Genomic DNA, 23,173 nt, shown 5'->3' on the forward strand with positions numbered 1-23,173 from the left:
TATATCGCGCCGCTACAACCAACTACCTTTGCTGCGATCAAGCCCTGGAGGATTCGAAGGGAGCTGGCCGTATAGGACTTACCCGTTTTGCGGTTGTAAAGGTACATCTTTTTCTTTAATCTGCAATAGCTAATATACATTTTTTCTACAAAAAAGAAACAAAGCGCTACCTTTCAACCGCTTAGCAAACAAAAAATAATTCTATCCCCGCTACTTTCCGGGCTTTATTAACTTTAACAGGCTTATCTCCCCTATCAAACAATATTATTTGTACCTTTGTGCGCTATTTTAAATGAAAAAATGACAGAAAACAGAAATTACTTACAGAAATACGCCATGCATTTCGGTACATATATGGGGATGTATTGGATACTGAAATTTATTTTATTTCCGCTGGGATTCACTATTCCGTTCCTTTTGTTCTTATTTATGTGTCTTACCCTCGCGGTGCCCTTTTTAGGATATCACTATGCCAAAATGTATAGAAACAAAATATGTGGAGGCACAATCGGCTTTGCCCATGCATGTCTTTTCACCTTGTTCATGTACATGTTCGCTTCGCTGCTCGTGGCAGTGGCTCATTATATTTATTTCCAATTCATCGATCATGGATTTATCATGAATCAATATGTGAACCTGATGCAACAAGTGACGACAGAGCTTCCCGGAATGGAAAATGAAAAAGAAATGCTTAAGAATGCAATAGACAGTGCACAAGCGTTATCTCCAATCGATATAACCATGCAGCTTCTATCCAGCGATGTATTTTTTGGCAGTTTAATTGCTATTCCTACCGCACTGTTTGTGATGAAAAGAAGTAGAAACACACCTGCGGGAACAGCAGAGCCCCCACAGGGATAATTCATTAATCATAATTCATTAAAAAGATGGATATATCTGTAGTGATCCCTTTGTTCAACGAGGAGGAATCGATTCCTGAACTGTTTGCCTGGATTGAACGAGTAATGAAAGCCAATGGTTTTTCATACGAAGTCATCTTTGTCAACGATGGTAGTACGGACCGTTCGTGGGAGATTATCGAACAACTCAAAAGCCAGTCTCCATTCGTAAAAGGAATAAAGTTCCGCCGTAACTACGGCAAATCACCGGCCTTATACTGCGGATTCAAAGAGGCGGAAGGGGATGTTGTCATCACCATGGATGCCGACCTGCAAGATAGCCCCGACGAAATACCGGAGCTCTACCGCATGATCACAGAAGACGGTTACGACCTCGTATCCGGCTGGAAACAAAAAAGATATGATCCACTCTCCAAAACCATACCGACCAAACTATTCAATGCTACGGCCCGTAAAGTATCGGGTATCAAAAACCTGCACGACTTCAATTGCGGACTGAAAGCCTATCGCAAAGTAGTAGTAAAAAATATCGAGGTATATGGCGAAATGCACCGCTACATCCCCTATCTGGCCAAAAATGCCGGATTCAAGAAGATAGGAGAAAAAGTAGTCCATCACCAGGCACGTAAATTCGGTAAAACTAAGTTCGGTGGCTTGAACCGCTTCTTCAACGGGTATCTGGATTTAATTTCACTCTGGTTCTTATCTGCATTCGGAGTAAAACCGATGCACTTTTTCGGTCTTTTGGGTTCGCTGATGTTCATCTTCGGATTCATCTCCGTAATAATAGTGAGCGCTACCAAACTATATCATATGCACAACGGCATGGCTTACCGATTGGTAACCGACTCTCCCTATTTTTATCTGTCGCTCACAGCCATGATCATAGGAACCCAGCTATTTATGGCCGGTTTTTTAGGTGAACTGATTTCGCGCACCTCTCCGGAACGTAATAATTATCAGATAGAAAAAATAATATAAAAAGAACCCGAACCGTAAAATGATGAATATATGAAGAATTTAATCCGACTTTTTTTAATCCTCTTTGTTGCAGGTATTGCCATTGGGACGCACACTTCATGTTCCGAAGACAGTGATTGTTCCATCGCCGGACGTGCCATGATCAACTGTACGCTCTACAGGATGCCGGCTCCGTCAGAAACGATTTTACAAAATGACACGTTGGATTCATTGACGGTAACTGCCCTCGGAACCGATTCTATCATTATAAACAATCAGAAGAAAGTGCACACTTTATCACTACCTTTGCGCTTTACATCGGATTCTACCGTATTTATCTTCTATTATGCATACCGGGAAGATCCGACTTTATGTGATACGGTATACATCAAGCAGGATAATACCCCCTATTTTGAATCGATGGATTGCGGATATAGCATGAAACAAAGTATACTCGGACTTGGGCACAGCGAAGTAGAATTAGACTCCATATACATAAGTAATAAACAAGCCAACACTGATGGGACAGAAAATCTTAAGTTATTCTACCGCAATCGCGATTAGTCTGCTTCTACTCTTACCGGCAGGATTTACGGTACATGCCCAGCAACGGCCATATGTTAATCCCACTCCGAAAAGAGATCAGAAAAAAAACGTAAAGGAAGAGCCGAAGGAGATTGTTCCGTTATACAACGGTACCTATATTGGTGTGGATTTATATGGCATAGGAAGTAAACTTTTAGGAGGCGACCTTCTCAGTTCGGAGATTAACGTGGCGGTGAACTTAAAAAACATGTTTTTACCAACCGTAGACGTAGGTTTTGGCACGACAGATTCTTGGAGCGATACCGGTATTCATTATAAAAGTTCCGCTCCTTTCTTCCGTATCGGAGTAGATTATAACACCATGGCCAAGAAAAAAGAGAAAAACAGTTTTTTATATGTCGGACTTCGCTATGGTTTCAGCCATATGAAATACGATATCAGCAGTCTGGCAATACAAGACCCGGCATTCGGTGGCGAGATGGGAAATCCGAGTCAGGAAGACGGTATTTGGGGGGGTAGTGTCCCTTACGATCATCCGGGGCAAAAAGCGACTATGCAATGGTTCGAATTCGTGGCAGGAGTACGGGTACAGATTTATAAAAGTTTTTATATGGGATGGGCTGTCCGGATGAAATATAAACTCTCGGCATCAGTAAGCGAATACGGCAATCCATGGATGGTACCCGGATTCGGAAAATACAACTCTAACAACATGGGAGTGACTTACTCTTTAATATATAAACTACCTTATTAAGCACAATGACAGGATTAGAAGTCTGGCTGCTTGCAATTGGCTTAGCGATGGATTGTTTCGCTGTTTCTATTGCGAGCGGTATTATTTTGAAACGCATCCAATGGCGACCAATGTTCGTGATGGCTCTCTTTTTCGGTGTTTTCCAAGCATTAATGCCGCTGTTAGGTTGGACAGGTGCCAGCACATTCAGTCACCTTATCGAAAGTGTAGACCATTGGATAGCCTTTGCCATTCTTGCTTTTCTGGGTGGGCATATGGTGCGGGAATCTTTTAAGGAAGAAGATTGTCGTCATGATTTCAACCCGACCAGCTTAAAAGTCGTACTCACAATGGCCATAGCCACCAGTATCGATGCTTTAGCCATCGGCATATCCTTTGCTTTTCTGGGCATCCGTGATTTCTCTGCCATCCTCTCCCCTATCTGTATTATCGGATTTGTATCATTCGCCCTGTCGATGGCGGGCTTAATCTTCGGCATAAAATGCGGTTGCGGATTTGCACGAAAACTGCGTGCCGAACTATGGGGAGGCATCATACTGATGATCATCGGAGCCAAGATCTTAATTGAACATTTATTTTTCAGCTAACGAATAAAGAATGATATGAAAGCAAAAAAAAGTTTTATCTGGTTAGGCATTCTTCTGCTGGCAACAATCTGGATATTGGTTCGTAAAAACAACGTCCCTTACCACAGCATCAACGGATTGGTATTCGGAACGATTTATAACATCACTTATCAATATGATGGCGATCTGAAATCGGAGATAGAAGCCGAATTAAAACGGTTCGACGGTTCACTCTCACCCTTCAATGACACTTCCATTATTTCCTGCATCAACCGGAATGAAGAAATTGTAACAGACAGTTTTTTTCAAACCTGTTTCAATCGTTCCATGGAGATATCGGAAGAAACCAATGGCGCTTTCGACATCACAATCGCCCCTCTGGCAAATGTCTGGGGATTCGGTTTTAAAAAGGGAGAGTTTCCGGATTCAATGAAAATAGACAGCCTGCTGCAAATCACCGATTATAAAAAGGTAAAACTGGTTGACGGCAGGGTAGTAAAAGAAGATCCGCGTATCATGCTCAGTTGCAGTGCCGTTGCTAAAGGTTATTCGGTAGATGTCGTGGCACGCCTGCTTGAAAAAAAAGGTATTCAGAATTATATGGTAGATATCGGTGGGGAAATTGTTGCCAAAGGAAAAAATTCACGCAACGGGCTATGGCGCATCGGTATCAATAAGCCGATAGACGACTCATTGTCCGTCAATCAGGAAATACAAACCATACTTGAACTAAGCGATGCAGGACTTGCCACATCGGGAAATTACCGTAATTTTTATTATAAAGACGGAAAAAAGTATGCACACACCATTGATCCGCGAACAGGATATCCGGTACAACACAATATCCTTTCCGCTACCGTCATTGCCGAAGATTGCATGACAGCAGATGCCTTGGCTACAGCTTTCATGGTGATGGGGCTGGAAGAAGCATCCGCCTTTGCCAACGCGCATCCGGCAATAGACGCTTATTTTATCTATAGTGACGAAAACGGAAAATTCCAGACTTTCTTTACAGACGGAATGAAAAAGTATATGCCCGCTAAATAATTCGGGGCATAAAGTATCTTTTTTTCACTAAATGAGCGCATCTGATAAATATATCTTTTGGCAACTCCGACTCATGCCGTACAAAAGTATATACTATTATATGATGAAAGTGTATACTTTTATATGGCATAAGTGTACATTCATCTTGGTGATAAATACAGACTTATGCATTCGTTGTCCAATCGTTTTATTATCTTCTGATAATCAATCTATTATCAATCATTTCATAAACACAAAATACACAGCCAGAATCAAACAAAGAAAAGCGGCAAGATGATTCCAGTGTAAAGATTCGCCTTTAAACAATAAGGTGGAAAACACAGTAAACACAATCAGTGTAATCACCTCTTGAATTACTTTCAACTGCATCAACGTAAAGGGACCGCCGTTTCCATTGAATCCGAGCCGGTTGGCCGGTACTTGGCATGAATACTCGGCAAGAGCAATCAGCCAGGAAAACAATATAACGCCATACAACGGCCAATTGCTTATCACTTTAGTCTCCTGCAATTTTAAGTGCCCATACCATGCAAACGTCATGAATATATTCGAAACAATCAACAACGAAACAGCATAAATACCTTTCATCATATTTTTCTGCTTTTTAATATAAACTAATCTATTTTATCGGGTAATAACTCTTCCTGTACATTTGTCATACTTCCCCACAAGCTATAACGTGCTTCGGGATTCATCGCTTCAAGCTGTTGCAAAATAGCTTTCATATCACTGCGACTCGACTGGGATTCATAAGGGCAGTTTTTCACCTGCTTCCGATATTCATGTAATGCAGCAAGCTCTGTCAGGTCTTTTTCGTGTACCAGACACATCGGACGGATGATGGTCATATCGAACTTTTTCATTGCCAACTTAGGAGGCATCGTAGAGAAAGCACCTTGAAAAGTTATATTCATCAATAATGTTTCAAGGATATCATCCATATGATGTCCTAATGCTATTTTGTTGCATCCCTGCTCTTTGGCAACCGTAAAAAGAGCTTTCCGTCTATTCCAGGAGCAAAGAAAACAAGGCGACTTACGAGTGTCGGTAGTTGGATCGAAAGAGGTCTCATACACCACCAAAGGCACTCCGAAAGCCTCGGTATGTGCTTTCAGATATTCCAAATCGCTCTGATAAGGAATATTTTTCATTACTACATGTACGGCTACGACCGAAAATCGGGGTTTGAATATTTTCGCCCGCTTTCCCAATAACTCGACTAAGGCCAGTGAATCCTTTCCGCCCGAAAGACCGATTAGGATTTTATCACCTTCTTCTATCAGCCCATACTGCACCACTCCCTTATTAAACCGCCGCTCAATGCCGCGCAAGGTCTGTTCTTCTTCTGTAAACTTTGCCATATTTATAAAATCGGCTGCAAAAGTAAGCGAAAAGAATGATTTAAAGAAGAATTAACATAATAGAATAACAGTAAAACAGAGAATATTCCCGATTAATTTGTATTTTTGAACTTCTGAATTGCTACAAGTCACAAACCCTTGGTAGCAAGTAGTTTTGCAAAAGAGCAACGGACTCATTATCGGTCTTCCTTTGTTCGTAACTTGTAACTTAAAAGACAATGAAGAAAAAACATATCTTATTCTTTTTATTCTGCTTTGTACTGACAGGCATTTCTGCACAAACACTGGAGCAGGCTAAAGTCATGTTCAACAAAAAACAATACAGCGAGGCCAAGCCTGTTTTCAAGAAATACGTAAAATCTCAACCGGCTAACGGCAATTATAATTTGTGGTACGGTGTCTGCTGCCTGAAGACAGGAGAACCGCAGGAAGCCGTGAAATATTTAGAAACAGCCGTCAAGAAGCGCATTCCCAGCGGACAATTGTACTTGGCAGAAACTTACAATGACCTGTATCGCTTTGAAGACGCCGTTAAAAATTACGAAGCTTATATAGAAGATCTTACCAAAAAGAAAAAACCGACCGAAAAAGCCGAGAAGTTATTGGACAAGGCCAAAGCCAATCTCCGTATGTTGAAAGGTGTGGAAGAGGTATGCATCATCGACAGTTTTGTTGTAGATAAAGCGAACTTTCTCGATACTTATAAAATAAGCGAAGAATCAGGAAAGTTGTTCACGTATAATAAATTCTTCAAAACAGAAGGAGACCATCCGGGAACTGTGTATGAAACCGAACTCGCCAACAAAATATATTATAGCGAAAAGGATAAGAACGGTTTGCTCAATATTTTTTCTAAAAATAAAATGCTCGATGAATGGAGCAAGGGATGGGAACTTCCAAGTAGCATAAACGCTTCGGGAAATACAAACTATCCATACGTCTTGACAGATGGAGTAACCATTTATTACGCTTCGGACGGAGAAAGCTCCATCGGTGGATATGATATCTTCGTAACACGTTATAACACGGCCACCGATACGTACATGAGACCGGAAAATGTGGGTATGCCTTTCAATTCTCCATACAATGATTATATGTATGTGATCGATGAATACAACAATTTAGGCTGGTTTGCCTCAGACCGCTATCAACCGGAGGGGAAAGTCTGCATCTATGTTTTTATTCCGAACGAATCCAAGCAAGTATATAATTACGAAGCAATGGACCCGAAGCAAATAGTAGCCCTTGCCCAACTTCATTCGCTGAAAACAACCTGGAAAGATCAAAAGGAAGTGGATAGCGCCCGGAAAAGGCTGGAAGATGCCATCAATCATAAGCCTCAGGAACAGTTTGTAGCTGATTTTGAATTTGTGATCGATGATCATGCAACGTACTATCACCTGGATGATTTCAAATCTCCACAAGCGAAAGATCTCTTCAAAAGATATCAGACAAAAGAAAAAGATTATCGCCAGCAAGAAAATAAGCTGGACAACCAACGGCAGTGGTATGCACGTGCCAATAAAGAAGAAAAAGCTAAAATAGCTCCCTCTATCCTCGATCTTGAAAAACGGGTAAGACAAATGTCCCGTGAACTTGATGAAGAGGCTATCATCATCCGCAATACAGAAATACAATATAAAAAATAACAAAACTATGGACGTACTGATAATCATTGTACTCATCATCGCTGCAGTTATACTGTTTCTGGTGGAATTATTCGTTATTCCGGGAATCAGCTTTGCAGGGATCGCAGCACTGGGATGTATTATTTTTGCCAACTATTATGCATTTGCCAATCTCGGTACGGGGGCAGGATTTATCACATTGGTCGTATCGGGTGTGGCCTGCGTCGGCTCACTGGTCGGTTTCATGCGTTCAAAAACACTGGACAAGCTGGCTCTAAAGAAAGATATAACTTCCAAAATAGACAACAGTGCCGCAAATAAAATCAAAGTAGGCGATATGGGTATAACCACCACCCGCCTGGCACAAATCGGTTATGCCGAAATTGAAGGTAACATCATAGAAGTAAAATCGACAGAAGGATTGCTGGACGAGAAGACTCCGATTATCGTTAACCGTATCGCTGACGGCACTATCTTTGTAGAAAAACAAAAACCATAATATTCACTTAATTCAAAACTCATCATGAATATCGAACCCATGTATCTGACTATCTTACTGATAGCGGGAGGTATTATTCTCCTGGTTCTCTTTTTTCATTATGTGCCTTTTTTCCTTTGGCTATCGGCCAAAGTATCAGGAGTAAACATCTCATTGGTACAACTTTTCCTCATGCGTATCCGTAATGTTCCGCCGTATATCATTGTGCCGGGCATGATCGAAGCCCACAAAGCCGGATTAAACAAAATCACCCGTGACGAACTCGAAGCACATTACTTGGCCGGAGGACATGTAGAACGGGTAGTACATGCGCTCGTATCTGCCTCAAAAGCCAATATAGAACTTCCGTTCCAGATGGCAACTGCCATTGACTTGGCAGGACGTGACGTATTCGAAGCTGTACAGATGTCTGTTAATCCGAAAGTGATCGACACACCCCCTGTAACTGCCGTTGCCAAAGACGGCATCCAGTTGATAGCCAAAGCCCGTGTAACGGTACGTGCCAATATCCGCCAGTTAGTAGGTGGTGCGGGCGAAGATACGATTCTGGCCCGTGTAGGCGAAGGCATTGTGTCTTCTATCGGTTCTTCCGAAAACCACAAATCGGTTCTTGAGAATCCGGACTCCATTTCCAAACTGGTGTTGCGCAAAGGACTCGATGCAGGAACGGCTTTTGAAATCCTGTCTATCGATATCGCCGATATCGATATAGGTAAAAACATCGGTGCCGCCCTTCAGATAGACCAAGCCAATGCCGATAAAAACATTGCACAAGCCAAAGCGGAGGAACGCCGTGCAATGGCGGTAGCCACCGAACAGGAAATGAAAGCAAAAGCAGAAGAAGCACGGGCTAATGTGATTCAGGCAGAAGCGGAAATTCCTAAAGCAATCGCAGAAGCTTTCCGTAGCGGCAACTTAGGTATTATGGATTATTACAAGATAAAAAATATTCAAGCCGATACTTCCATGCGCGAAAATATAGCAAAACCGATCGGTGGAAATACAAACATGCCGCTTGGTGATTAATCCATCGCCACAAAATGATGCAGAGTTTCATAAGAACCTGTTTAAATTTTACTCAGCATTATTTTAAAAGTTATTTTTGAGGATGTTTTTCTGTTTTTAAAGGAGGATAGCGGGCTATCTGACGAATGAAAGCAGGAAAACAGACCGAAAATGAGCTTAAAATAAACTGATAAAACTTTTTAGGGGAAAATGTAAAGCAGGCTCGAAGGTTTTCATTTTTAATAAACACTTTGTGGAGCTCTGTGTTATTTTTATAGAGAACTTGTTTAAAACTTAATCCTTATAAACATGAAAAAGTATTTTCCTTCCTCGGAGTTGATCATCAATGAAGACGGATCTGTATTCCATCTCCACGTGAAACCGGAACAACTGGCCGACAAAGTCATTTTAGTGGGTGATCCCGGACGTGTGGCACTCGTAGCTTCTCATTTTGAGAATAAAGAATTCGAGGTAGAAAGCCGCGAATTTAAAACGGTCACAGGAACCTATAAAGGCAAGCGTATTACGGTTGTCTCTACCGGTATCGGTTGCGACAATATCGACATCGTCATGAACGAATTGGACGCATTGGCCAATATCGATTTTCAAACTCGTGAAGAGAAAGAACACCTTCGCTCATTGGAATTAGTGCGCATCGGCACTTGCGGGGGATTACAGCCCAATACTCCGGTCGGTACTTTCGTCTGCTCACAAAAATCAATCGGATTTGACGGATTGCTGAACTTCTATGCCGGACGTAACGCTGTTTGTGACCTTGCTTTCGAACGAGCTTTCCTGAACCATATGGGATGGTCGGGCAACATGTGCGCCCCCGCCCCTTATGTGATTGATGCCAATGCCGAGTTGATTGACCGGATTGCAAAAGAAGATATGGTACGTGGTGTGACTATCGCTGCGGGAGGGTTCTTCGGTCCACAGGGACGTGAACTGCGTGTACCGTTGGCTGATCCCAATCAAAACGACAAGATTGAGAAGTTTGAATACAACGGCTTCAAAATTACGAATTTCGAAATGGAGAGCTCCGCTCTTGCAGGACTGGGCAGATTGATGGGACACAAGGCTATGACTGTGTGCATGGTAATAGCCAATCGTTTGATTAAAGAAGCGAACACCGGTTATAAGAATACCATCGATACTTTGATTAAAACCGTTCTCGATAGAATCTGATGAATTTATCTTTTGTCGCCATCGACTTCGAAACAGCTACAGGCTACATGGAGAGTGCTTGTTCGGTAGGTATCGTCACCGTGACCGACGGTATCATAACAGACGAATATTACAGTCTCATCCAACCGCCGGAAAACGAATATTGGCGTTCAAATATCCTCGTACATGGCATTACCCCGGATATGACCGAATCATTGCCGGGGTTTCATGCCATTTATCCCGAAGTGAAAAAACGGTTGCAAGGAATGACAGTGGTTGCCCACAATGAACAATTCGACCGTAATGTATTGCAGCGCACGATGCGTATGTATCAACTTGATTACGATGAATTGCTGCTTGCGGAACGTTGGGAATGTACTTTACGCATTTACCGTTCTTTAGGCTATAAACCGGCAAATCTGAGTGCCTGTTGCGAACGACAAGGTATCGAACTTACACATCACGAAGCCCTGTCCGATGCTCGCGGATGTGCCAAATTATACCTTAATTTTCTGGAACGCTACTGTCCGGCTAATACCCTATGGTAAATCGTTCTTGATGATGGGCAGGTTTTTCAAACTCGTCAATCATGGCAGCCGCATAATCCTGTACGGAAATATGGCTGTTACCTGCTATGTCTACCACCATATCATCTTTTCCTAAACGATATCTGCCGGTACGTACTCCGGGAGCCATATCGGCAGCCGGTGAGAAAAACACCCAATCGATTTCTTTTTCTTTTTTCAAGAAATGAAAATAAAAATCACTTAATGCCTTGACTCCGGGTAATAGTTTTTCGGGTACCTCACCGGAATCTACCAAACGTATGCCCGGAGCTATAAACAAAGACCCGGCACCGCCGACCATCAGGAAACGGCTGGCTCCGGATTTCTTCACTCCGTCCATTATTGTCAGATAAACCTTAATCGTTTCATCGTATATATCCGGATTATCCCATCCGGGATTGAATGCACTGATCACCGCATCGGCTCCTTTACATACTTCGGCTACCTCATCCAAGGAAGAAACATCCGCTTTCTTTATGATCAGATTTTCATTTTGTATCTTGATCTTCTCCGGATGGCGAACCACTGCCGTAACTTGAATTTCACGGTTTAAAGCTTCATTCAGAATAGCCGACCCCACGAAGCCACTCGCTCCTATTAATACTACCTTTTTCATATCCAATTTGTTTTAATGTTCAATTTATAATACTATAATAGTATAACACACCACCCTACAAATTGTTGTGACATGAAAAAGAGGATCAGATATACTTCTCGATTGCCACTTTTAACTGCTCCATGGAATAAGGTTTAGATACCACCTCATTACAACCGGCAGCAAGCGCCTGCTTCTGTTCTGTATAAAAAGCATGGGCCGTCACTGCTATAATGGGGATATCAGCAGACATGGTACGAATTTTTGCAGTAGCTTCAATGCCATTCATCACCGGCATACGAATGTCCATCAAGATTAAATCGGGAGTATCCCGTAAGAAACTTTTCACAGCTTCTTCCCCGTTCGTTACCCACAAAATAGTATATTCTTTTTTTAGAAAAGCATTTATCTGCATAAAGTTGACCTCGATATCTTCAACCACAAGAATCCGCTTTTGCCCTGCCTTATACGCAGTCCCCTTATCTGCTGACGAATGGATTTGTCGATAAGGCAGATATAAAGCGAACACGCTCCCTTTACCCAATTCAGATTCTACTTCGATCCGTCCGCCAAGACGTTCTACAATACTTTGGCAGATAGGTAATCCTAATCCTGTACCCTGTACAAAAGCATTCAATTTCTCAAAACGGGTAAATATCAGGGGGAGCTTCTCCTTAGATATGCCGCAACCGGTATCACGGACGAACAACTTTACCCAATCTCCCTCTTTACACATCCCCAATGTTATAGTGCCCTGTTTCGTATTCTTGATAGCATTGGAAAGAAAATTGAACAATACTTGAGTAACCCGATTACGGTCCGTCACCGTAACTATTTCCTCTTCCGGACGTACTACTTTAAACTCAACATTCTCTTTCATCTTCAATCGATGTACTTTCCCAACCTCATCAATCAACGTACAGATCTCCGCCGGTTGAAGCTGCATCTCCGACTTCCCCGATTCAATACGTGACAAATCAAGGATATCATCGATCAACTGCAACAACAAATTGCTATTCTTACGGATGATGCCTATGTATTCTTCTTTTTCTTCGGGATCTTCCGTAAAAGCAACAATCTCAGAAAAACCGACAATAGCATTGAGTGGAGTACGTATTTCATGGCTCATATTTGCCAGAAAAACAGATTTCATCCGATCCGCCTCTTCCGCTTTCCGTTTTGCTTCGATCAATTCTTTAGCGTGTTGCACCCTTTCTCCGATATCATGGATCAAAGCCAACACGTTGTTACCTTCAAAAGGAGCAATACGTGCCTGAAAATAATACCTGCCATTTTCAACGTCCAACGGGTATTCTATCTCTTTCATTTCCCCGTCTTTCAAACATTCATTAATATTCCGAATGAATAAATCACTGACTTCAGGGCTATAGATAGAACGTCCGTCAGCACCTTTTAAAACGTCCACCGGATGCAGCAAAACCGTATCAGGAGCCATTAAGACATCTGTTATAAAGAAATTATTATCGAAAATAAAGATAAATTCAGGCAAAGCTTCAATAATCTTCCGATTCCGTTCTTCCAGTCGCCGGATATGCGACTCTTTCTCACATTGCGAAGTAACATTAATAGTATATGCAATTATCTTTTCGGGGTGTCCCGCTTCATTCTTCTGATAAGAGAGGAAATGATCCTCCAGCCAGATAATCTCACCATGACACCCCATACAGCGCACCTGTATCTGAGATGTCTTGTCCTCCGATTCAAGCATCTGTGAAAAAGCATTCCGGTAAGGCACGATATCTTCCGAATGGGCATATTGATAAAAGTCATCAATATTTTCAAATACGATGCCTGCTTCTCTCAGACCCAATATACGAAAATAGTCATCCGTAAAACTACATTGTCCGGTAGGGATATCATACTCCCACAATGCTATTTGATGCGCGGCCAAAACGGAGGTTATCTCTTGATATTTATTTTTCAGTTCATCAAAATCCTCATCCTTTGTCAGTGAATTCATTTCTTCTATTACCATGGTATGTATTGTTTTGCTGTATGATAAACAAAGATATGAATTATAAAGAATAACTTGCACCAAAGTTATCTCTTTTTTCTTCAGAAAGTTTTATCTTTGCCTTTCATAAAATAAAAAACAATGAATCAAGATACCATCTGCGCCATCGCCACCGCTCAAGGTGGTGCTATCGGAAGTATTCGTGTTTCCGGCCCCCATGCCATTGACATCACTGAACGGATATTTATTCCTGTGAAAGCTGAGAAAAAATTAACCGGCAGAAAGCCATATACCCTCACATTCGGCCATATCTACAACGGAGAAGAAATAATAGATGAAGTGCTTGTCAGTCTGTTTCGTACTCCCCATTCTTATACAGGAGAAGACAGTACTGAAATTACCTGCCATGGTTCCAGCTATATCCTCCAGCAGGTATTGCAGTTGCTTATCAAAAACGGTTGTCGTCTGGCGCAACCCGGTGAATTTACACAAAGAGCTTTCTTAAATGGCAAAATGGATCTCAGCCAGGCGGAAGCGGTAGCGGATTTAATTGCTTCAACATCAGCAGCAACCCATCGCCTTGCCATGAGTCAGATGCGAGGCGGGTTCAGTAAAGAGCTGACAGATCTCCGGGAAAAGCTACTCAACTTCACCTCTATGATAGAATTGGAATTGGACTTCAGTGAGGAGGACGTAGAATTTGCCGACCGTTCCGCATTGTTGCAACTGGCAGATAGCATAGAAAAAGTAATAGCCCGTCTGGTGTATTCATTTAATGTAGGTAATGTTATCAAGAACGGTGTTCCTGTAGCTATTATCGGTGAAACGAATGCCGGAAAATCAACACTCCTCAATGTTTTGTTAAATGAAGACAAAGCCATCGTCAGTGACATTCACGGCACCACCCGTGATGTCATCGAAGATACCGTAAACATCAATGGTATCACCTTTCGCTTCATCGACACGGCGGGCATTCGTGAAACCAATGATACAATCGAGAATTTAGGTATAGAGCGTACCTTTCAAAAAATTGATCAAGCGGAAATTATCCTTTGGATGATCGATGCTACAGACGCCCCCTCGCAAATAGAAGGACTATCGAAAAAGCTCCTCCCCCATTGCGAAGGCAAACACCTGATCCTCACTTTTAATAAATCCGACCTCATCAGAGAAGAGCAGAAAGAAGCCATTTTGTTTCTCCTAACGAATTTTCCAAAAACTGATATAAATTCGATCTTTATCTCTGCAAAACAACATTCAGGAACAGATGAATTACAACAGATGCTGACTGAAGCCGCTCATTTACCGACAATCACTCAAAATGATGTTATTGTCACCAATGTTCGTCATCACGAAGCACTTAGTCTTGCTTTGGAAGCCATACACCGTGTACAGGAAGGATTGAACAGAAATATTTCCGGAGATTTTTTGGCACAGGATATACGCGAATGTATTTTTCATCTATCGGATATCGCGGGAGAGGTTACTAATGACATGGTATTGCAGAATATTTTTCAAAATTTCTGCATCGGCAAATGATGGCTTGTAAACAGCCATAAGCAACCATAACCATTTAGAATAAAGTCGCTGAAATCCAGCGACTTTTATTTTTGTGTCTATTCCAGTCAATTCTGACAGACTGCCGATTTTCAGCATCTTTTTGTACCATAATTCTACCGCCGAACAAATAAGCGGGCTTCTCGCTCTTATCATAGCGACATCTTGGGCACGATGTGAGACATTATGAGAATGAGCGAAACCGCTATAGAAGACACAGCGTGAGACGCTATGAGAAATTGTGAGACGCGTTGAGACGAAATCGACGAAATTAAAGGCGACCAATATATGGAGGTACAGAGAAAATGCCAGTGGTGCGGCAAACCATTTATAGCACACACGATGGTAACACGGTTTTGCAGCAAATCGTGTACTGAAAAAGCGTATAAAGACAGGAAGCGCAGGCAAAAATTGCAGGAGTACGAGGCGAAGCAAAACGAGCAACCAATGCAGGAAGTCGGCATTGTGGGAGGCAAACCGTTCCTCTCCCCTGCCGAAGCCGCTACCCTTTTAGGCATCAGTCGTGCCACCATCTATCGGCACATGGCTGCCGGTATCATTCGGGCGTTGCAACTTCGTGGGCGCACCATCATACGCAAATCCGACATTGAAAAGATGTTCGACAATACGCCCGACTACAAGAAACGCAGCTATGGACGGAAACAGACCATCCTCTATTACACCACGAATGAGATTCTGGAGAAATACCAAATCCAAAAGAAAACCCTGTATCGTCGTTGCAAACTATACAACATCCCAAAGGTTGAAGAAGGTAGCCGTGTGTTCTACAACCGCACCCTCATAGACAAGTATTTTGCCGACCTTGCCGAAGAAATCAATCCGGACTGTTATTACACGCCGGAGCAGGTCATGGAAAAGTACGGTATGAGCCGTAATGCCGTTGTCACCTTTGCCCTGCGGCACAATATTCCCCGAATCAACCGCCACCACGAGGTGTATTATTCCCGTGCCCATATAGACGCTATCAAAGAAAAGCAGGACAAACTGAATCCCGACTATTATACCTATTCGGAAATTACCAAGGAATACGGGCTTACCAAAATTAACATCAGCTATTATGTCAACAAATACGATATAACGAGGTTCAAACAAGGAAGCCGGACTATGGTATTGCGCACCGAGTTTGACAAGGTATATCGTGAGCATCGGGACGGTACATACATCCCCAAGAAGCGCGAAAGCAAATCCGGTCAGCAGGTACCGAAAGAGCCTTTTACAATTCCCGACGGCTACTATTCGTCAGAACAGATTGCAGTCACATATCAGATGACCAAGAAAACCATTTGTAGGCTGTGCCGTGAAAACGACATTCCTAAAATCAGTCACGGAGGGTTCAACTACTACAAACAGTTGGCAGTAAACCGTTTCTTCGCCAAATACAAGGCAGCTGACAATATCAAAGAATGGATTGGCGCAGAACAGATGGAAGCAACATACGGTATGAGTAAAGATGCCAGATGCTCATTTGTACATCGCCATAAAATCCCCTCACGTGTAGTCTATGGCAAAGTCCAATACTCCAAAGACCACATCGACATTATCAAGAACGGCGGTTTCGACCAACGCGAAAAGTATTACAGCGTAGCCGAAGCGATGGAAAAATATGGTTTGCGTAGGGATGATGTCTATAACTATGCCCGGTATAACAACATCCGAAAGATACACCACGGCAAATCCATGTTCCTGCTGAAAGAGGATTTTGACAAGGTGATGGCTGAAAAATCCGTCACCTGAAAATTATTCCATTTCAGACAGGAAAATTATTCAACAATGGGTATGGTCTGCATTGAACCATTTCGTTGGTTTGCAGCAAATTATTAACAACAATATAATATAGTAGAGTATGCACGAATGTAAAACTGTAACATTGAGGACAAGACCTCTAAAGAACAAAATGTTGTCGTTCTATCTGGATTATTATCCGGGATATAGAGACAAGGAAACAATGAAAGTAATCCGTCACGAATCGCTTGGCATTTATATCTATGCCAACCCGAAGAGCAAACGGGAGCAGAATTTCAACGATGTAATGACCGAGAAAGCCGAAGCCATCCGTTGCCGCAGATTTGAATCTGTCGTAAATGAACGGTATGACTTCTTCGACCGGTACAAACTAAAGGGTGATTTCTTGGAATACTATCGTAAGCAACTCCGCAAGCACGACCAGAAATGGGAGTTCGTCTATCTCCATTTCAAGAACTTCGTACACGGCAAATGCACTTTTGAAGAGATTGACATCGACCTATGCAACAAGTTTCGGGAATACCTGCTGAGCGCCAAGAAACTAAGACGCAACGGACGTATCACACGAAACTCTGCATCAGGATATTGGTCTACTTTCAGAGGATTCTTGAAGATACTATATCGCAACGGGATGATAAAGACCAATGTCAATGACTTCTTGGAAAAGATTGAAACAGAAGACACTATGAAAGAAGCTTTATCTGTTGAAGAATTGTACCAGTTAGCTGAAACGCCATGTAAAAAGCCTATTGTGAAAATCGCATCGCTGTTTTCCTGTATGACCAGCTTGCGCATCAGCGACATCCTCGCCCTATGCTGGGAAGACATAGTGGACTACTCTGCCGGAGGGAAATGTGTGCATATCATCACACAGAAAAACAAAGCGGAAGACATCATTCCCATCAGCGAGGAAGCATTAGGGCTGATAGGATACAGTTCTGAAAAGAAAGGTCTGGTATTCAAGGGACTTATGCGTAGTTGGACACAAGTACCAATGAAAGAGTGGATTCGTTCTGCCGGAATAACCAAGAACATAACATTCCATTCATATCGGAGAACATTCGCAACCCTCCAGGGTGCTGCCGGTACAGACATCCGTACCATACAAAGCATAATGGCGCACAAAAGCATCACCACCACGATGCGTTACATGAAAGTCGTGGACAGTAACAAGCGTGAAGCCAGCAAGAAAATCACTCTGATACGCAAGGGTTGAACTCCCCTATTTTGCCCCATTACATAGGCTTAGAGTATGATTCCCGATTGATTATCATACTCTAAGCCTATATTTTCTTAAAAATTGACCGATTTACTGCATTTATTTATAACTATCTGGAAATGTGCTTATAACTTTGTACTATCATTTCATCCAAACAACAATAGATTATGACAGATAGTATTCAAATTCACAGGAAAAAGGCAAGTTTCATACTTGCTGTAAGCGTTACTTCATACTCGGTAATCGCCACTTATCTTTATAACCGCCATCAAATAAACCTGATGGAATATACCACACCTATTATATTGAGTATCGTGCTCTTAACTCTTTCATGCGCGTTCTCTCAAAGATTTTTCTATCGCTACCTTATCAAGAATAACGTATGTATTTCTTTTGGCAAGCAAAAAGAATCCATTCCACTTGAAATCAAGCTGCCATCTGATACCATTACCCCGGAAGTAGAAGTTATAGAAATGCCGGCAGCAAAGAATGATTACACAGATGGTTATGACGAACGCATAGCTGAAATAGAACGGAAAAAGGCAGAGCAGCAAGCTGACATTATGCGTGTCATGCACGACTATACCACATATAGTATGGCTGAATTTCTTTCAAAAGATGACCTTATTACACTTCACGAAAACATAGAGTGCTTTGCCCATGGGCAATGTGATTTATACAAGCCCATACGTTCCAAATTTGACAACCCATTAAACACTCTCGATATACGGCATTTTGTATGGAATATCGGCATAAGGTTGAATATCTCGGTGGAAAAATGCGCAGAATTTATAAAAACCATATTCCCACACGAATTGAAAAATGCTACTCTGTTTTATTTATCAAAAAATCTACGGACTACAGGTATTTGTAAAATTCCACTTGATATTCCCCTAAAAGGAGAGTATTATTTCAATTGCCTCAAAAAAGCAGACGATGAGACAGCTGGTTCTGACCGACTGAAATGATTCCGTCGCTGACTGAAAAATTACCCTCTGCTGACGAAGGTCTGCATAGTATCATTGTGTTGGTTTGCAGCATGTTTAACAAATAAAACATTTGAATCATGTCTAAGAATCAATTCACATTCAATGACCTTCCCGAAGTGCTGGGAGAGTTATGCGACCGAATCGCAAGTATGGAAAGTTTGCTGACCGAAAAGCTTTCCAAGCAGAACGAAGTCAAGGAGAACACGCACGTCCCCATGACCGTGCAGGAGGCTTGCGCCTATCTCAAAATGCCGCTATCGACCTTTTATTACAAGGTTAAAAAGGACGATATTCCGGTTATAAAACAAGGCAAGCACCTCTACATCTATCGTGATGAGCTGGATAAATGGTTGGAGTCGTCCCGTAAGACCGCCGTTCCGCAAAGTTTCGAGGAAGAGAATGATGCGTTGCTCGCTTCCCATCGCCGTAAACCAAACTCTAAAAACTGGTAGGCTATGGAGAAGACGAACAATAACATCCCATCTGCTGAGGAACTGGCTATTTACATAAAGGAGGCTACCGTGAGCGTAAATACCAAATACGAACAGTCGCCTGTGGTGCTTATGGTGGATGACTCCATTATCGGAACACTTGGCAACTTCAGTGCTTCCATCGGTAAAGCCAAGAGCAAGAAGACTTTCAATGTTTCAGCCATTGCCGCTTCCGCATTGGCCAATAGCACTGTGCTCCATTACCGTTCATCGTTCCCGGAAAATAAACGGACGATATTGTATATCGACACCGAACAAGGAGAGCCTCATTGTCAAAAGGTACTACAACGCATTCTATGTTTGGCGGGATTACCAAAGAATGCCGATTCTGACAATCTGATTATGTTAGGTCTGCGGAAATATTCTCCCGAAATGAGACTTGCAATAGTCGAACAGGCCATTGGCACAATTCCGAATTTGGGACTGGTCATTATAGATGGCATCAGGGATTTTATGTATGACATCAATTCTCCGAATGAAGCCACCAATATAATCTCCAAATTCATGCAGTGGACTGACGACCGCCAAATTCATATCCACACCATCCTGCATCAGAACAAGAATGATGAACATGCCCGTGGTCACATTGGCACGGAACTCAACAACAAAGCGGAAACCATCATGCAGGTAGAAGTGGATAAAGATGATAAAACTATCAGCTGTGTCGAAGCCATTCATATCCGTGACCGGGAGTTTGAGCCTTTCGCTTTCCGCATAAACGAATGTGCCTTGCCTGAACCAGTGGAATCCTATATATCCAAAGAGAAGAAACTCGGACGACCGACCAAAGAACCTTTTGAACCATACAAGGAAATCCCGGAGAGCGTACATCGTGCTGCGTTGGATGCCATTTTTGCCGATGGCAATATTACCGGTTACGACAACTATCTGGAGCGACTGAAAAACGGCTACGGGTTACAGGGCGTAAAACTCGGTCACAACAAAGCGGTCAAAGTAGCTACCTTTCTCGGCAATAAACGGATGGTAATAAAGGAAGGGAAAGAATACCAGTTCAATCCTGACTACCATTATTAATCTTGATGCAATTAGTACAGCCGTAGAACTTTACTTTAGTGTCGGGGCGTATATATAGGAATAAAGCAAAGTGGTCAAGGATTACAATATGCGGTTTCATTCCCTACCCTTTTATAGTAGGATAGGTCAAATTCTGATTCCAATCCATTTGCCAATTCTGTATGTACATCCTATACGGCTTGCCGTGAAGCATCAACAGGTAACTGTTGCGAGATATGCCAAGGTATAACCTCACTGCGTTACGGTTGTACATTGGCACCCTTGCCTGCTCAGATACTTCGCCGGTGCGGTACTCGCAAGCTCGCACCTATTCACTATTATAACAATGATTTATATGGAACAAAATATTGAAGAACAAACACAATCTCCAGAGGAGAAAAAAGAGACAAGATCCGTCTTTATCGGAGCAAAAGTGACTCCCGGTCAGAAGGAGTATATAAAATCACAAGCTGAGCAATGCGGTATGACGGTAAGCGATTACTTGCTTGCCTGTGCATACAACTACCGTCCCAGACCGAGGCTTTCAAAAGAAGAAACAGACCTGTTGCAGAATCTGGACAACTGTCGGTCAGACCTTGTAAAATACACTTCTGCACTTCGTGGAATGTCCACAAAGCAACGAATGATATTGTTCAATCAGGTGCCGTTCATGGTAGGCTGGCTCAAAGAGCTTGGCTATATTGCTGAAAGCGTCTGCCAATTTCTCAACGCCGTAAAAGAGAGAAACAAGATTCCGTCCAACGAAAAATCCGAAGAAGTATGATAGCAAAGGCTAAAGCAATATCGCACGGCATAAACGCCATCCGTTATATTACCGGCGAATCTCTGAAGAAAAAACACCCGGAGAAAATCTATCGGGTATTGGACAATCTGATGCCGTCGCAACCGGACACTTTGGGGATATGGAACTCCATGCAACTGACCTTATCACGTTTCAAACCCATCAAGAACTCAGTCATCAGAATCGAGCTAAGCCCCTCTGCCGAACACACCCGTTTCTTCGACATCGAAGACTGGCAAAAGCTATGGCAGGATTTCGCTACGGAGTTTGACAAGCAAGTGTTTACCGGTAAGGACGGAAAAGTCCGCTCCTGCCAGACCAATCTGGCTAACAGCAAATACACTGTTTGGCTACATGAGGAATCCGATGGCGAAGTTCCCCACCTTCATGCTGCCGTCTGCCGTTTGGATGAAGACGGCAACATCAACAACGACCACAACATTCATCTTCGTGCGCAACGTGCTGCCGAGCGAATAGCAAAGAAACGTGGTTGGACTACTGCTGTACAAATCCGATACACCAATATCCATCAGGTAAATCGCGATTGCATGGATGCGCTGAGATCAATGCCTGAATGGTCTTGGGAAGAGTATAAAAATACCCTCACAAGAAAAGGTTACTCTGTACACGAAAGAAAGGATGCGCAACACGTTATCAGGGGCTACGCACTTGTAAACGGTAATACCAAATACAAGGCTTCCGAATTGGGAGTTGCTCGGAATCTGATGATTTCAAAACTTCCTAAAACATGGGACAAACTGCATCATAGGCCACAAGTTGTCACTTTAAGCAATCAGCCTAAGGAAACTCAAACTGAGCAGAATCTCAAACCGTCAGCATCCGCAGAGCATACCAGATATAACACTTATCATCCCGATACTATTTCCTATACGCTTAATCATGACGATAAGGAACATCGGTTCTATATTCCGGAAAAAGTGCTTGAATATTTCAACGATGAGTTTGACTACAGAGATACCGAGAACTGTCAGGAACTTACCGATATGGCTGTAGCTATTTTTGTCGGACTGCTTGAAACGCCAAATGTTGCCACCGGAAGTGGCGGTGGAGGTTCACAAAGTAATTTGCCGTGGAGAGATAAGGACGAAGACGATTGGCAATGGGCACGAAGATGTGCTCGTGCTGCCGGTCGCCTGCTCGGAAAGAAACCAAAATCAGGATTAAAACGATAATCAAATGAAAAAGAAATTCGACTTTTCCACAGAAATGGCTGAAGCGGAAGCCATAAAATCCAACCCAAAGAATGAGTCTTTGGAGGAAGAAAACCACCTATTCGACATCAATGTACAAGAACTTGCAAAGCTGAACAACAACGTGTTCAAGCTGAGAACGGAAGTTGAAAATTTGTCCGGCTCTATCCGAGAGTGTAAGCCTATCATTTCTTCAGAAATGCAGAAGTTAGCAGTGGAATTTGGGGCAAGACTTCTATGCGATTTTCTCAGTCAGATTGAAAGCAAATGCAAAGAAGCCGAGCGAAGAATGAAGAAATCCGGCAATACCATCCTAGTTCCGGTTACAGCATTTTACATCACTATTATAATACTGGTAGCCCTATCTTCTTTTTTCGCCAGCATGATAGTAGCAAACGTTGAGATATTGCATTCAAGCCTGATTTGGAAAGCAGTTGCCATCTGTGCCCTTATTGCAATTTCGGGGACTGTCATGGCTATAATCGCACCAAAGATTTTGGATAAATGGACGTAATTGGAAGTGACCAAATCTTTATTGGCATTTGTTTGGTCATATCAGAGGCTATAACAATCCTGTAACCGCCGTAACAGTTACGG

General features: G+C 42.5%; 24 protein-coding genes. 20 read left to right on the top strand and 4 right to left on the bottom strand.

Translation table 11 applies throughout. The features are described from left to right. The first annotated feature begins 300 nt into the window (after positions 1 to 300). The 6 genes from QVP90_RS02225 to QVP90_RS02250 are packed head-to-tail and all read left to right on the top strand — an operon-like array spanning position 301 to position 4,733. Positions 301 to 861, top strand: a complete 561-nt coding sequence (locus tag QVP90_RS02225) for a DUF4199 domain-containing protein (protein ID WP_021935550.1) — start codon at positions 301 to 303, stop codon at positions 859 to 861. Positions 862 to 887: 26 nt separating this feature from the next. Then, positions 888 to 1,841, top strand: coding sequence for a glycosyltransferase family 2 protein (locus QVP90_RS02230; protein WP_021935551.1), 954 nt, complete (start codon positions 888 to 890; stop codon positions 1,839 to 1,841). A gap of 30 nt (positions 1,842 to 1,871) precedes the next feature. Beyond that, positions 1,872 to 2,384, top strand: coding sequence for a DUF6452 family protein (locus tag QVP90_RS02235; RefSeq protein ID WP_005924437.1), 513 nt, complete (start codon positions 1,872 to 1,874; stop codon positions 2,382 to 2,384). Next, positions 2,341 to 3,120, top strand: a complete 780-nt coding sequence (locus tag QVP90_RS02240; RefSeq protein ID WP_005924440.1) for a DUF6048 family protein — start codon at positions 2,341 to 2,343, stop codon at positions 3,118 to 3,120. Before QVP90_RS02235 ends, QVP90_RS02240 begins: the two co-directional genes overlap by 44 nt. Positions 3,121 to 3,125: 5 nt before the next feature. Then, on the top strand, positions 3,126 to 3,707 hold the full coding sequence (locus QVP90_RS02245) for a manganese efflux pump MntP (RefSeq protein WP_021935552.1): 582 nt from the start codon (positions 3,126 to 3,128) through the stop codon (positions 3,705 to 3,707). Positions 3,708 to 3,722: 15 nt separating this feature from the next. Next, the gene (locus QVP90_RS02250; protein WP_021935553.1) at positions 3,723 to 4,733 is read left to right on the top strand and encodes an FAD:protein FMN transferase; all 1,011 of its coding nucleotides are present in this window, start codon (positions 3,723 to 3,725) and stop codon (positions 4,731 to 4,733) included. A 219-nt stretch (positions 4,734 to 4,952) separates the two neighbouring features. Here the strand turns inward: QVP90_RS02250 and QVP90_RS02255 are convergent, their stop codons facing one another. Together QVP90_RS02255 and QVP90_RS02260 are read right to left on the bottom strand one after the other, a co-directional pair. Continuing rightward, the gene (locus QVP90_RS02255) at positions 4,953 to 5,321 is read right to left on the bottom strand and encodes a DMT family protein (protein WP_044093749.1); all 369 of its coding nucleotides are present in this window, start codon (positions 5,319 to 5,321) and stop codon (positions 4,953 to 4,955) included. Between the two features lie 26 nt (positions 5,322 to 5,347). Continuing rightward, positions 5,348 to 6,094 (bottom strand): ATP-binding protein, encoded by a 747-nt coding sequence (locus QVP90_RS02260; protein WP_021935554.1) that lies wholly within the window; start codon positions 6,092 to 6,094, stop codon positions 5,348 to 5,350. Between the two features lie 218 nt (positions 6,095 to 6,312). Here QVP90_RS02260 and QVP90_RS02265 point away from each other — a divergent pair, with 218 nt between their 5' ends. The 5 genes from QVP90_RS02265 (at position 6,313) to QVP90_RS02285 (ending at position 10,941) form a co-directional block, all read left to right on the top strand. Then, positions 6,313 to 7,743, top strand: coding sequence for a tetratricopeptide repeat protein (locus QVP90_RS02265; RefSeq protein WP_021935555.1), 1,431 nt, complete (start codon positions 6,313 to 6,315; stop codon positions 7,741 to 7,743). 7 nt (positions 7,744 to 7,750) lie between these two features. Beyond that, positions 7,751 to 8,221, top strand: a complete 471-nt coding sequence (locus QVP90_RS02270; protein WP_005924479.1) for an NfeD family protein — start codon at positions 7,751 to 7,753, stop codon at positions 8,219 to 8,221. Between the two features lie 24 nt (positions 8,222 to 8,245). Further along, on the top strand, positions 8,246 to 9,247 hold the full coding sequence (floA, locus tag QVP90_RS02275) for a flotillin-like protein FloA (protein ID WP_005924481.1): 1,002 nt from the start codon (positions 8,246 to 8,248) through the stop codon (positions 9,245 to 9,247). Positions 9,248 to 9,535: 288 nt separating this feature from the next. After that, a complete protein-coding gene (locus tag QVP90_RS02280; RefSeq protein ID WP_005924483.1) occupies positions 9,536 to 10,414 on the top strand; it encodes a nucleoside phosphorylase in 879 nt (292 codons plus the stop codon). Next, positions 10,414 to 10,941, top strand: coding sequence for a 3'-5' exonuclease (locus QVP90_RS02285; RefSeq protein WP_005924485.1), 528 nt, complete (start codon positions 10,414 to 10,416; stop codon positions 10,939 to 10,941). The genes QVP90_RS02280 and QVP90_RS02285 overlap by 1 nt, the downstream gene beginning before the upstream one ends. Here QVP90_RS02285 and QVP90_RS02290 read toward each other — a convergent pair. Continuing rightward, positions 10,925 to 11,575, bottom strand: a complete 651-nt coding sequence (locus tag QVP90_RS02290) for an NAD(P)-dependent oxidoreductase (RefSeq protein ID WP_007478333.1) — start codon at positions 11,573 to 11,575, stop codon at positions 10,925 to 10,927. The genes QVP90_RS02285 and QVP90_RS02290 overlap by 17 nt on opposite strands. 85 nt (positions 11,576 to 11,660) lie before the next feature. Then, on the bottom strand, positions 11,661 to 13,535 hold the full coding sequence (locus QVP90_RS02295) for a PAS domain-containing hybrid sensor histidine kinase/response regulator (RefSeq protein ID WP_240059982.1): 1,875 nt from the start codon (positions 13,533 to 13,535) through the stop codon (positions 11,661 to 11,663). A gap of 135 nt (positions 13,536 to 13,670) precedes the next feature. Here QVP90_RS02295 and mnmE point away from each other — a divergent pair, with 135 nt between their 5' ends. The 9 genes from mnmE (at position 13,671) to QVP90_RS02340 (ending at position 23,090) form a co-directional block, all read left to right on the top strand. Further along, positions 13,671 to 15,068 (top strand): tRNA uridine-5-carboxymethylaminomethyl(34) synthesis GTPase MnmE, encoded by a 1,398-nt coding sequence (gene mnmE / locus QVP90_RS02300; RefSeq protein WP_007478337.1) that lies wholly within the window; start codon positions 13,671 to 13,673, stop codon positions 15,066 to 15,068. Positions 15,069 to 15,374: 306 nt separating this feature from the next. Then, positions 15,375 to 16,841, top strand: a complete 1,467-nt coding sequence (locus QVP90_RS02305; protein ID WP_021935557.1) for a helix-turn-helix domain-containing protein — start codon at positions 15,375 to 15,377, stop codon at positions 16,839 to 16,841. Positions 16,842 to 16,950: 109 nt separating this feature from the next. Further along, on the top strand, positions 16,951 to 18,066 hold the full coding sequence (locus QVP90_RS02310; protein ID WP_021935558.1) for a tyrosine-type recombinase/integrase: 1,116 nt from the start codon (positions 16,951 to 16,953) through the stop codon (positions 18,064 to 18,066). Positions 18,067 to 18,236: 170 nt separating this feature from the next. Beyond that, positions 18,237 to 19,037 (top strand): hypothetical protein, encoded by an 801-nt coding sequence (locus QVP90_RS02315; RefSeq protein WP_021935559.1) that lies wholly within the window; start codon positions 18,237 to 18,239, stop codon positions 19,035 to 19,037. A gap of 98 nt (positions 19,038 to 19,135) precedes the next feature. Continuing rightward, positions 19,136 to 19,510, top strand: coding sequence for a helix-turn-helix domain-containing protein (locus tag QVP90_RS02320; protein WP_005845215.1), 375 nt, complete (start codon positions 19,136 to 19,138; stop codon positions 19,508 to 19,510). A 3-nt stretch (positions 19,511 to 19,513) separates the two neighbouring features. Continuing rightward, a complete protein-coding gene (locus QVP90_RS02325) occupies positions 19,514 to 20,584 on the top strand; it encodes an AAA family ATPase (RefSeq protein WP_021935560.1) in 1,071 nt (356 codons plus the stop codon). A gap of 334 nt (positions 20,585 to 20,918) precedes the next feature. Further along, positions 20,919 to 21,347: a plasmid mobilization protein gene (locus QVP90_RS02330; RefSeq protein WP_021935562.1), complete on the top strand. Its 429-nt coding sequence runs from the start codon at positions 20,919 to 20,921 to the stop codon at positions 21,345 to 21,347. Next, positions 21,344 to 22,558: a relaxase/mobilization nuclease gene (locus tag QVP90_RS02335; protein ID WP_021935563.1), complete on the top strand. Its 1,215-nt coding sequence runs from the start codon at positions 21,344 to 21,346 to the stop codon at positions 22,556 to 22,558. Before QVP90_RS02330 ends, QVP90_RS02335 begins: the two co-directional genes overlap by 4 nt. A gap of 4 nt (positions 22,559 to 22,562) precedes the next feature. Beyond that, a complete protein-coding gene (locus QVP90_RS02340; RefSeq protein WP_021935564.1) occupies positions 22,563 to 23,090 on the top strand; it encodes a hypothetical protein in 528 nt (175 codons plus the stop codon). Positions 23,091 to 23,173: the final 83 nt, after the last annotated feature.

The organism is Bacteroides sp. CAG:189 (assembly GCF_000432295.1).
GTDB classification, from domain to species: domain Bacteria; phylum Bacteroidota; class Bacteroidia; order Bacteroidales; family Bacteroidaceae; genus Bacteroides; species Bacteroides salyersiae.

Coding starts and splice junctions, on each gene's coding strand:
- QVP90_RS02320 (WP_005845215.1), top strand. CDS start 19,136: ATGTCTAAGAATCAATTCACATTCAATGACCTTCCCGAAGTGCTGGGA.
- floA (WP_005924481.1), top strand. CDS start 8,246: ATGAATATCGAACCCATGTATCTGACTATCTTACTGATAGCGGGAGGT.
- QVP90_RS02230 (WP_021935551.1), top strand. CDS start 888: ATGGATATATCTGTAGTGATCCCTTTGTTCAACGAGGAGGAATCGATT.
- QVP90_RS02235 (WP_005924437.1), top strand. CDS start 1,872: ATGAAGAATTTAATCCGACTTTTTTTAATCCTCTTTGTTGCAGGTATT.
- QVP90_RS02260 (WP_021935554.1), bottom strand. CDS start 6,094: ATGGCAAAGTTTACAGAAGAAGAACAGACCTTGCGCGGCATTGAGCGG.
- mnmE (WP_007478337.1), top strand. CDS start 13,671: ATGAATCAAGATACCATCTGCGCCATCGCCACCGCTCAAGGTGGTGCT.
- QVP90_RS02335 (WP_021935563.1), top strand. CDS start 21,344: ATGATAGCAAAGGCTAAAGCAATATCGCACGGCATAAACGCCATCCGT.
- QVP90_RS02240 (WP_005924440.1), top strand. CDS start 2,341: ATGGGACAGAAAATCTTAAGTTATTCTACCGCAATCGCGATTAGTCTG.
- QVP90_RS02245 (WP_021935552.1), top strand. CDS start 3,126: ATGACAGGATTAGAAGTCTGGCTGCTTGCAATTGGCTTAGCGATGGAT.
- QVP90_RS02280 (WP_005924483.1), top strand. CDS start 9,536: ATGAAAAAGTATTTTCCTTCCTCGGAGTTGATCATCAATGAAGACGGA.
- QVP90_RS02305 (WP_021935557.1), top strand. CDS start 15,375: ATGGAGGTACAGAGAAAATGCCAGTGGTGCGGCAAACCATTTATAGCA.
- QVP90_RS02250 (WP_021935553.1), top strand. CDS start 3,723: ATGAAAGCAAAAAAAAGTTTTATCTGGTTAGGCATTCTTCTGCTGGCA.
- QVP90_RS02330 (WP_021935562.1), top strand. CDS start 20,919: ATGGAACAAAATATTGAAGAACAAACACAATCTCCAGAGGAGAAAAAA.
- QVP90_RS02285 (WP_005924485.1), top strand. CDS start 10,414: ATGAATTTATCTTTTGTCGCCATCGACTTCGAAACAGCTACAGGCTAC.
- QVP90_RS02295 (WP_240059982.1), bottom strand. CDS start 13,535: ATGAATTCACTGACAAAGGATGAGGATTTTGATGAACTGAAAAATAAA.
- QVP90_RS02310 (WP_021935558.1), top strand. CDS start 16,951: ATGCACGAATGTAAAACTGTAACATTGAGGACAAGACCTCTAAAGAAC.
- QVP90_RS02325 (WP_021935560.1), top strand. CDS start 19,514: ATGGAGAAGACGAACAATAACATCCCATCTGCTGAGGAACTGGCTATT.
- QVP90_RS02340 (WP_021935564.1), top strand. CDS start 22,563: ATGAAAAAGAAATTCGACTTTTCCACAGAAATGGCTGAAGCGGAAGCC.
- QVP90_RS02290 (WP_007478333.1), bottom strand. CDS start 11,575: ATGAAAAAGGTAGTATTAATAGGAGCGAGTGGCTTCGTGGGGTCGGCT.
- QVP90_RS02265 (WP_021935555.1), top strand. CDS start 6,313: ATGAAGAAAAAACATATCTTATTCTTTTTATTCTGCTTTGTACTGACA.
- QVP90_RS02270 (WP_005924479.1), top strand. CDS start 7,751: ATGGACGTACTGATAATCATTGTACTCATCATCGCTGCAGTTATACTG.
- QVP90_RS02315 (WP_021935559.1), top strand. CDS start 18,237: ATGACAGATAGTATTCAAATTCACAGGAAAAAGGCAAGTTTCATACTT.
- QVP90_RS02255 (WP_044093749.1), bottom strand. CDS start 5,321: ATGAAAGGTATTTATGCTGTTTCGTTGTTGATTGTTTCGAATATATTC.
- QVP90_RS02225 (WP_021935550.1), top strand. CDS start 301: ATGACAGAAAACAGAAATTACTTACAGAAATACGCCATGCATTTCGGT.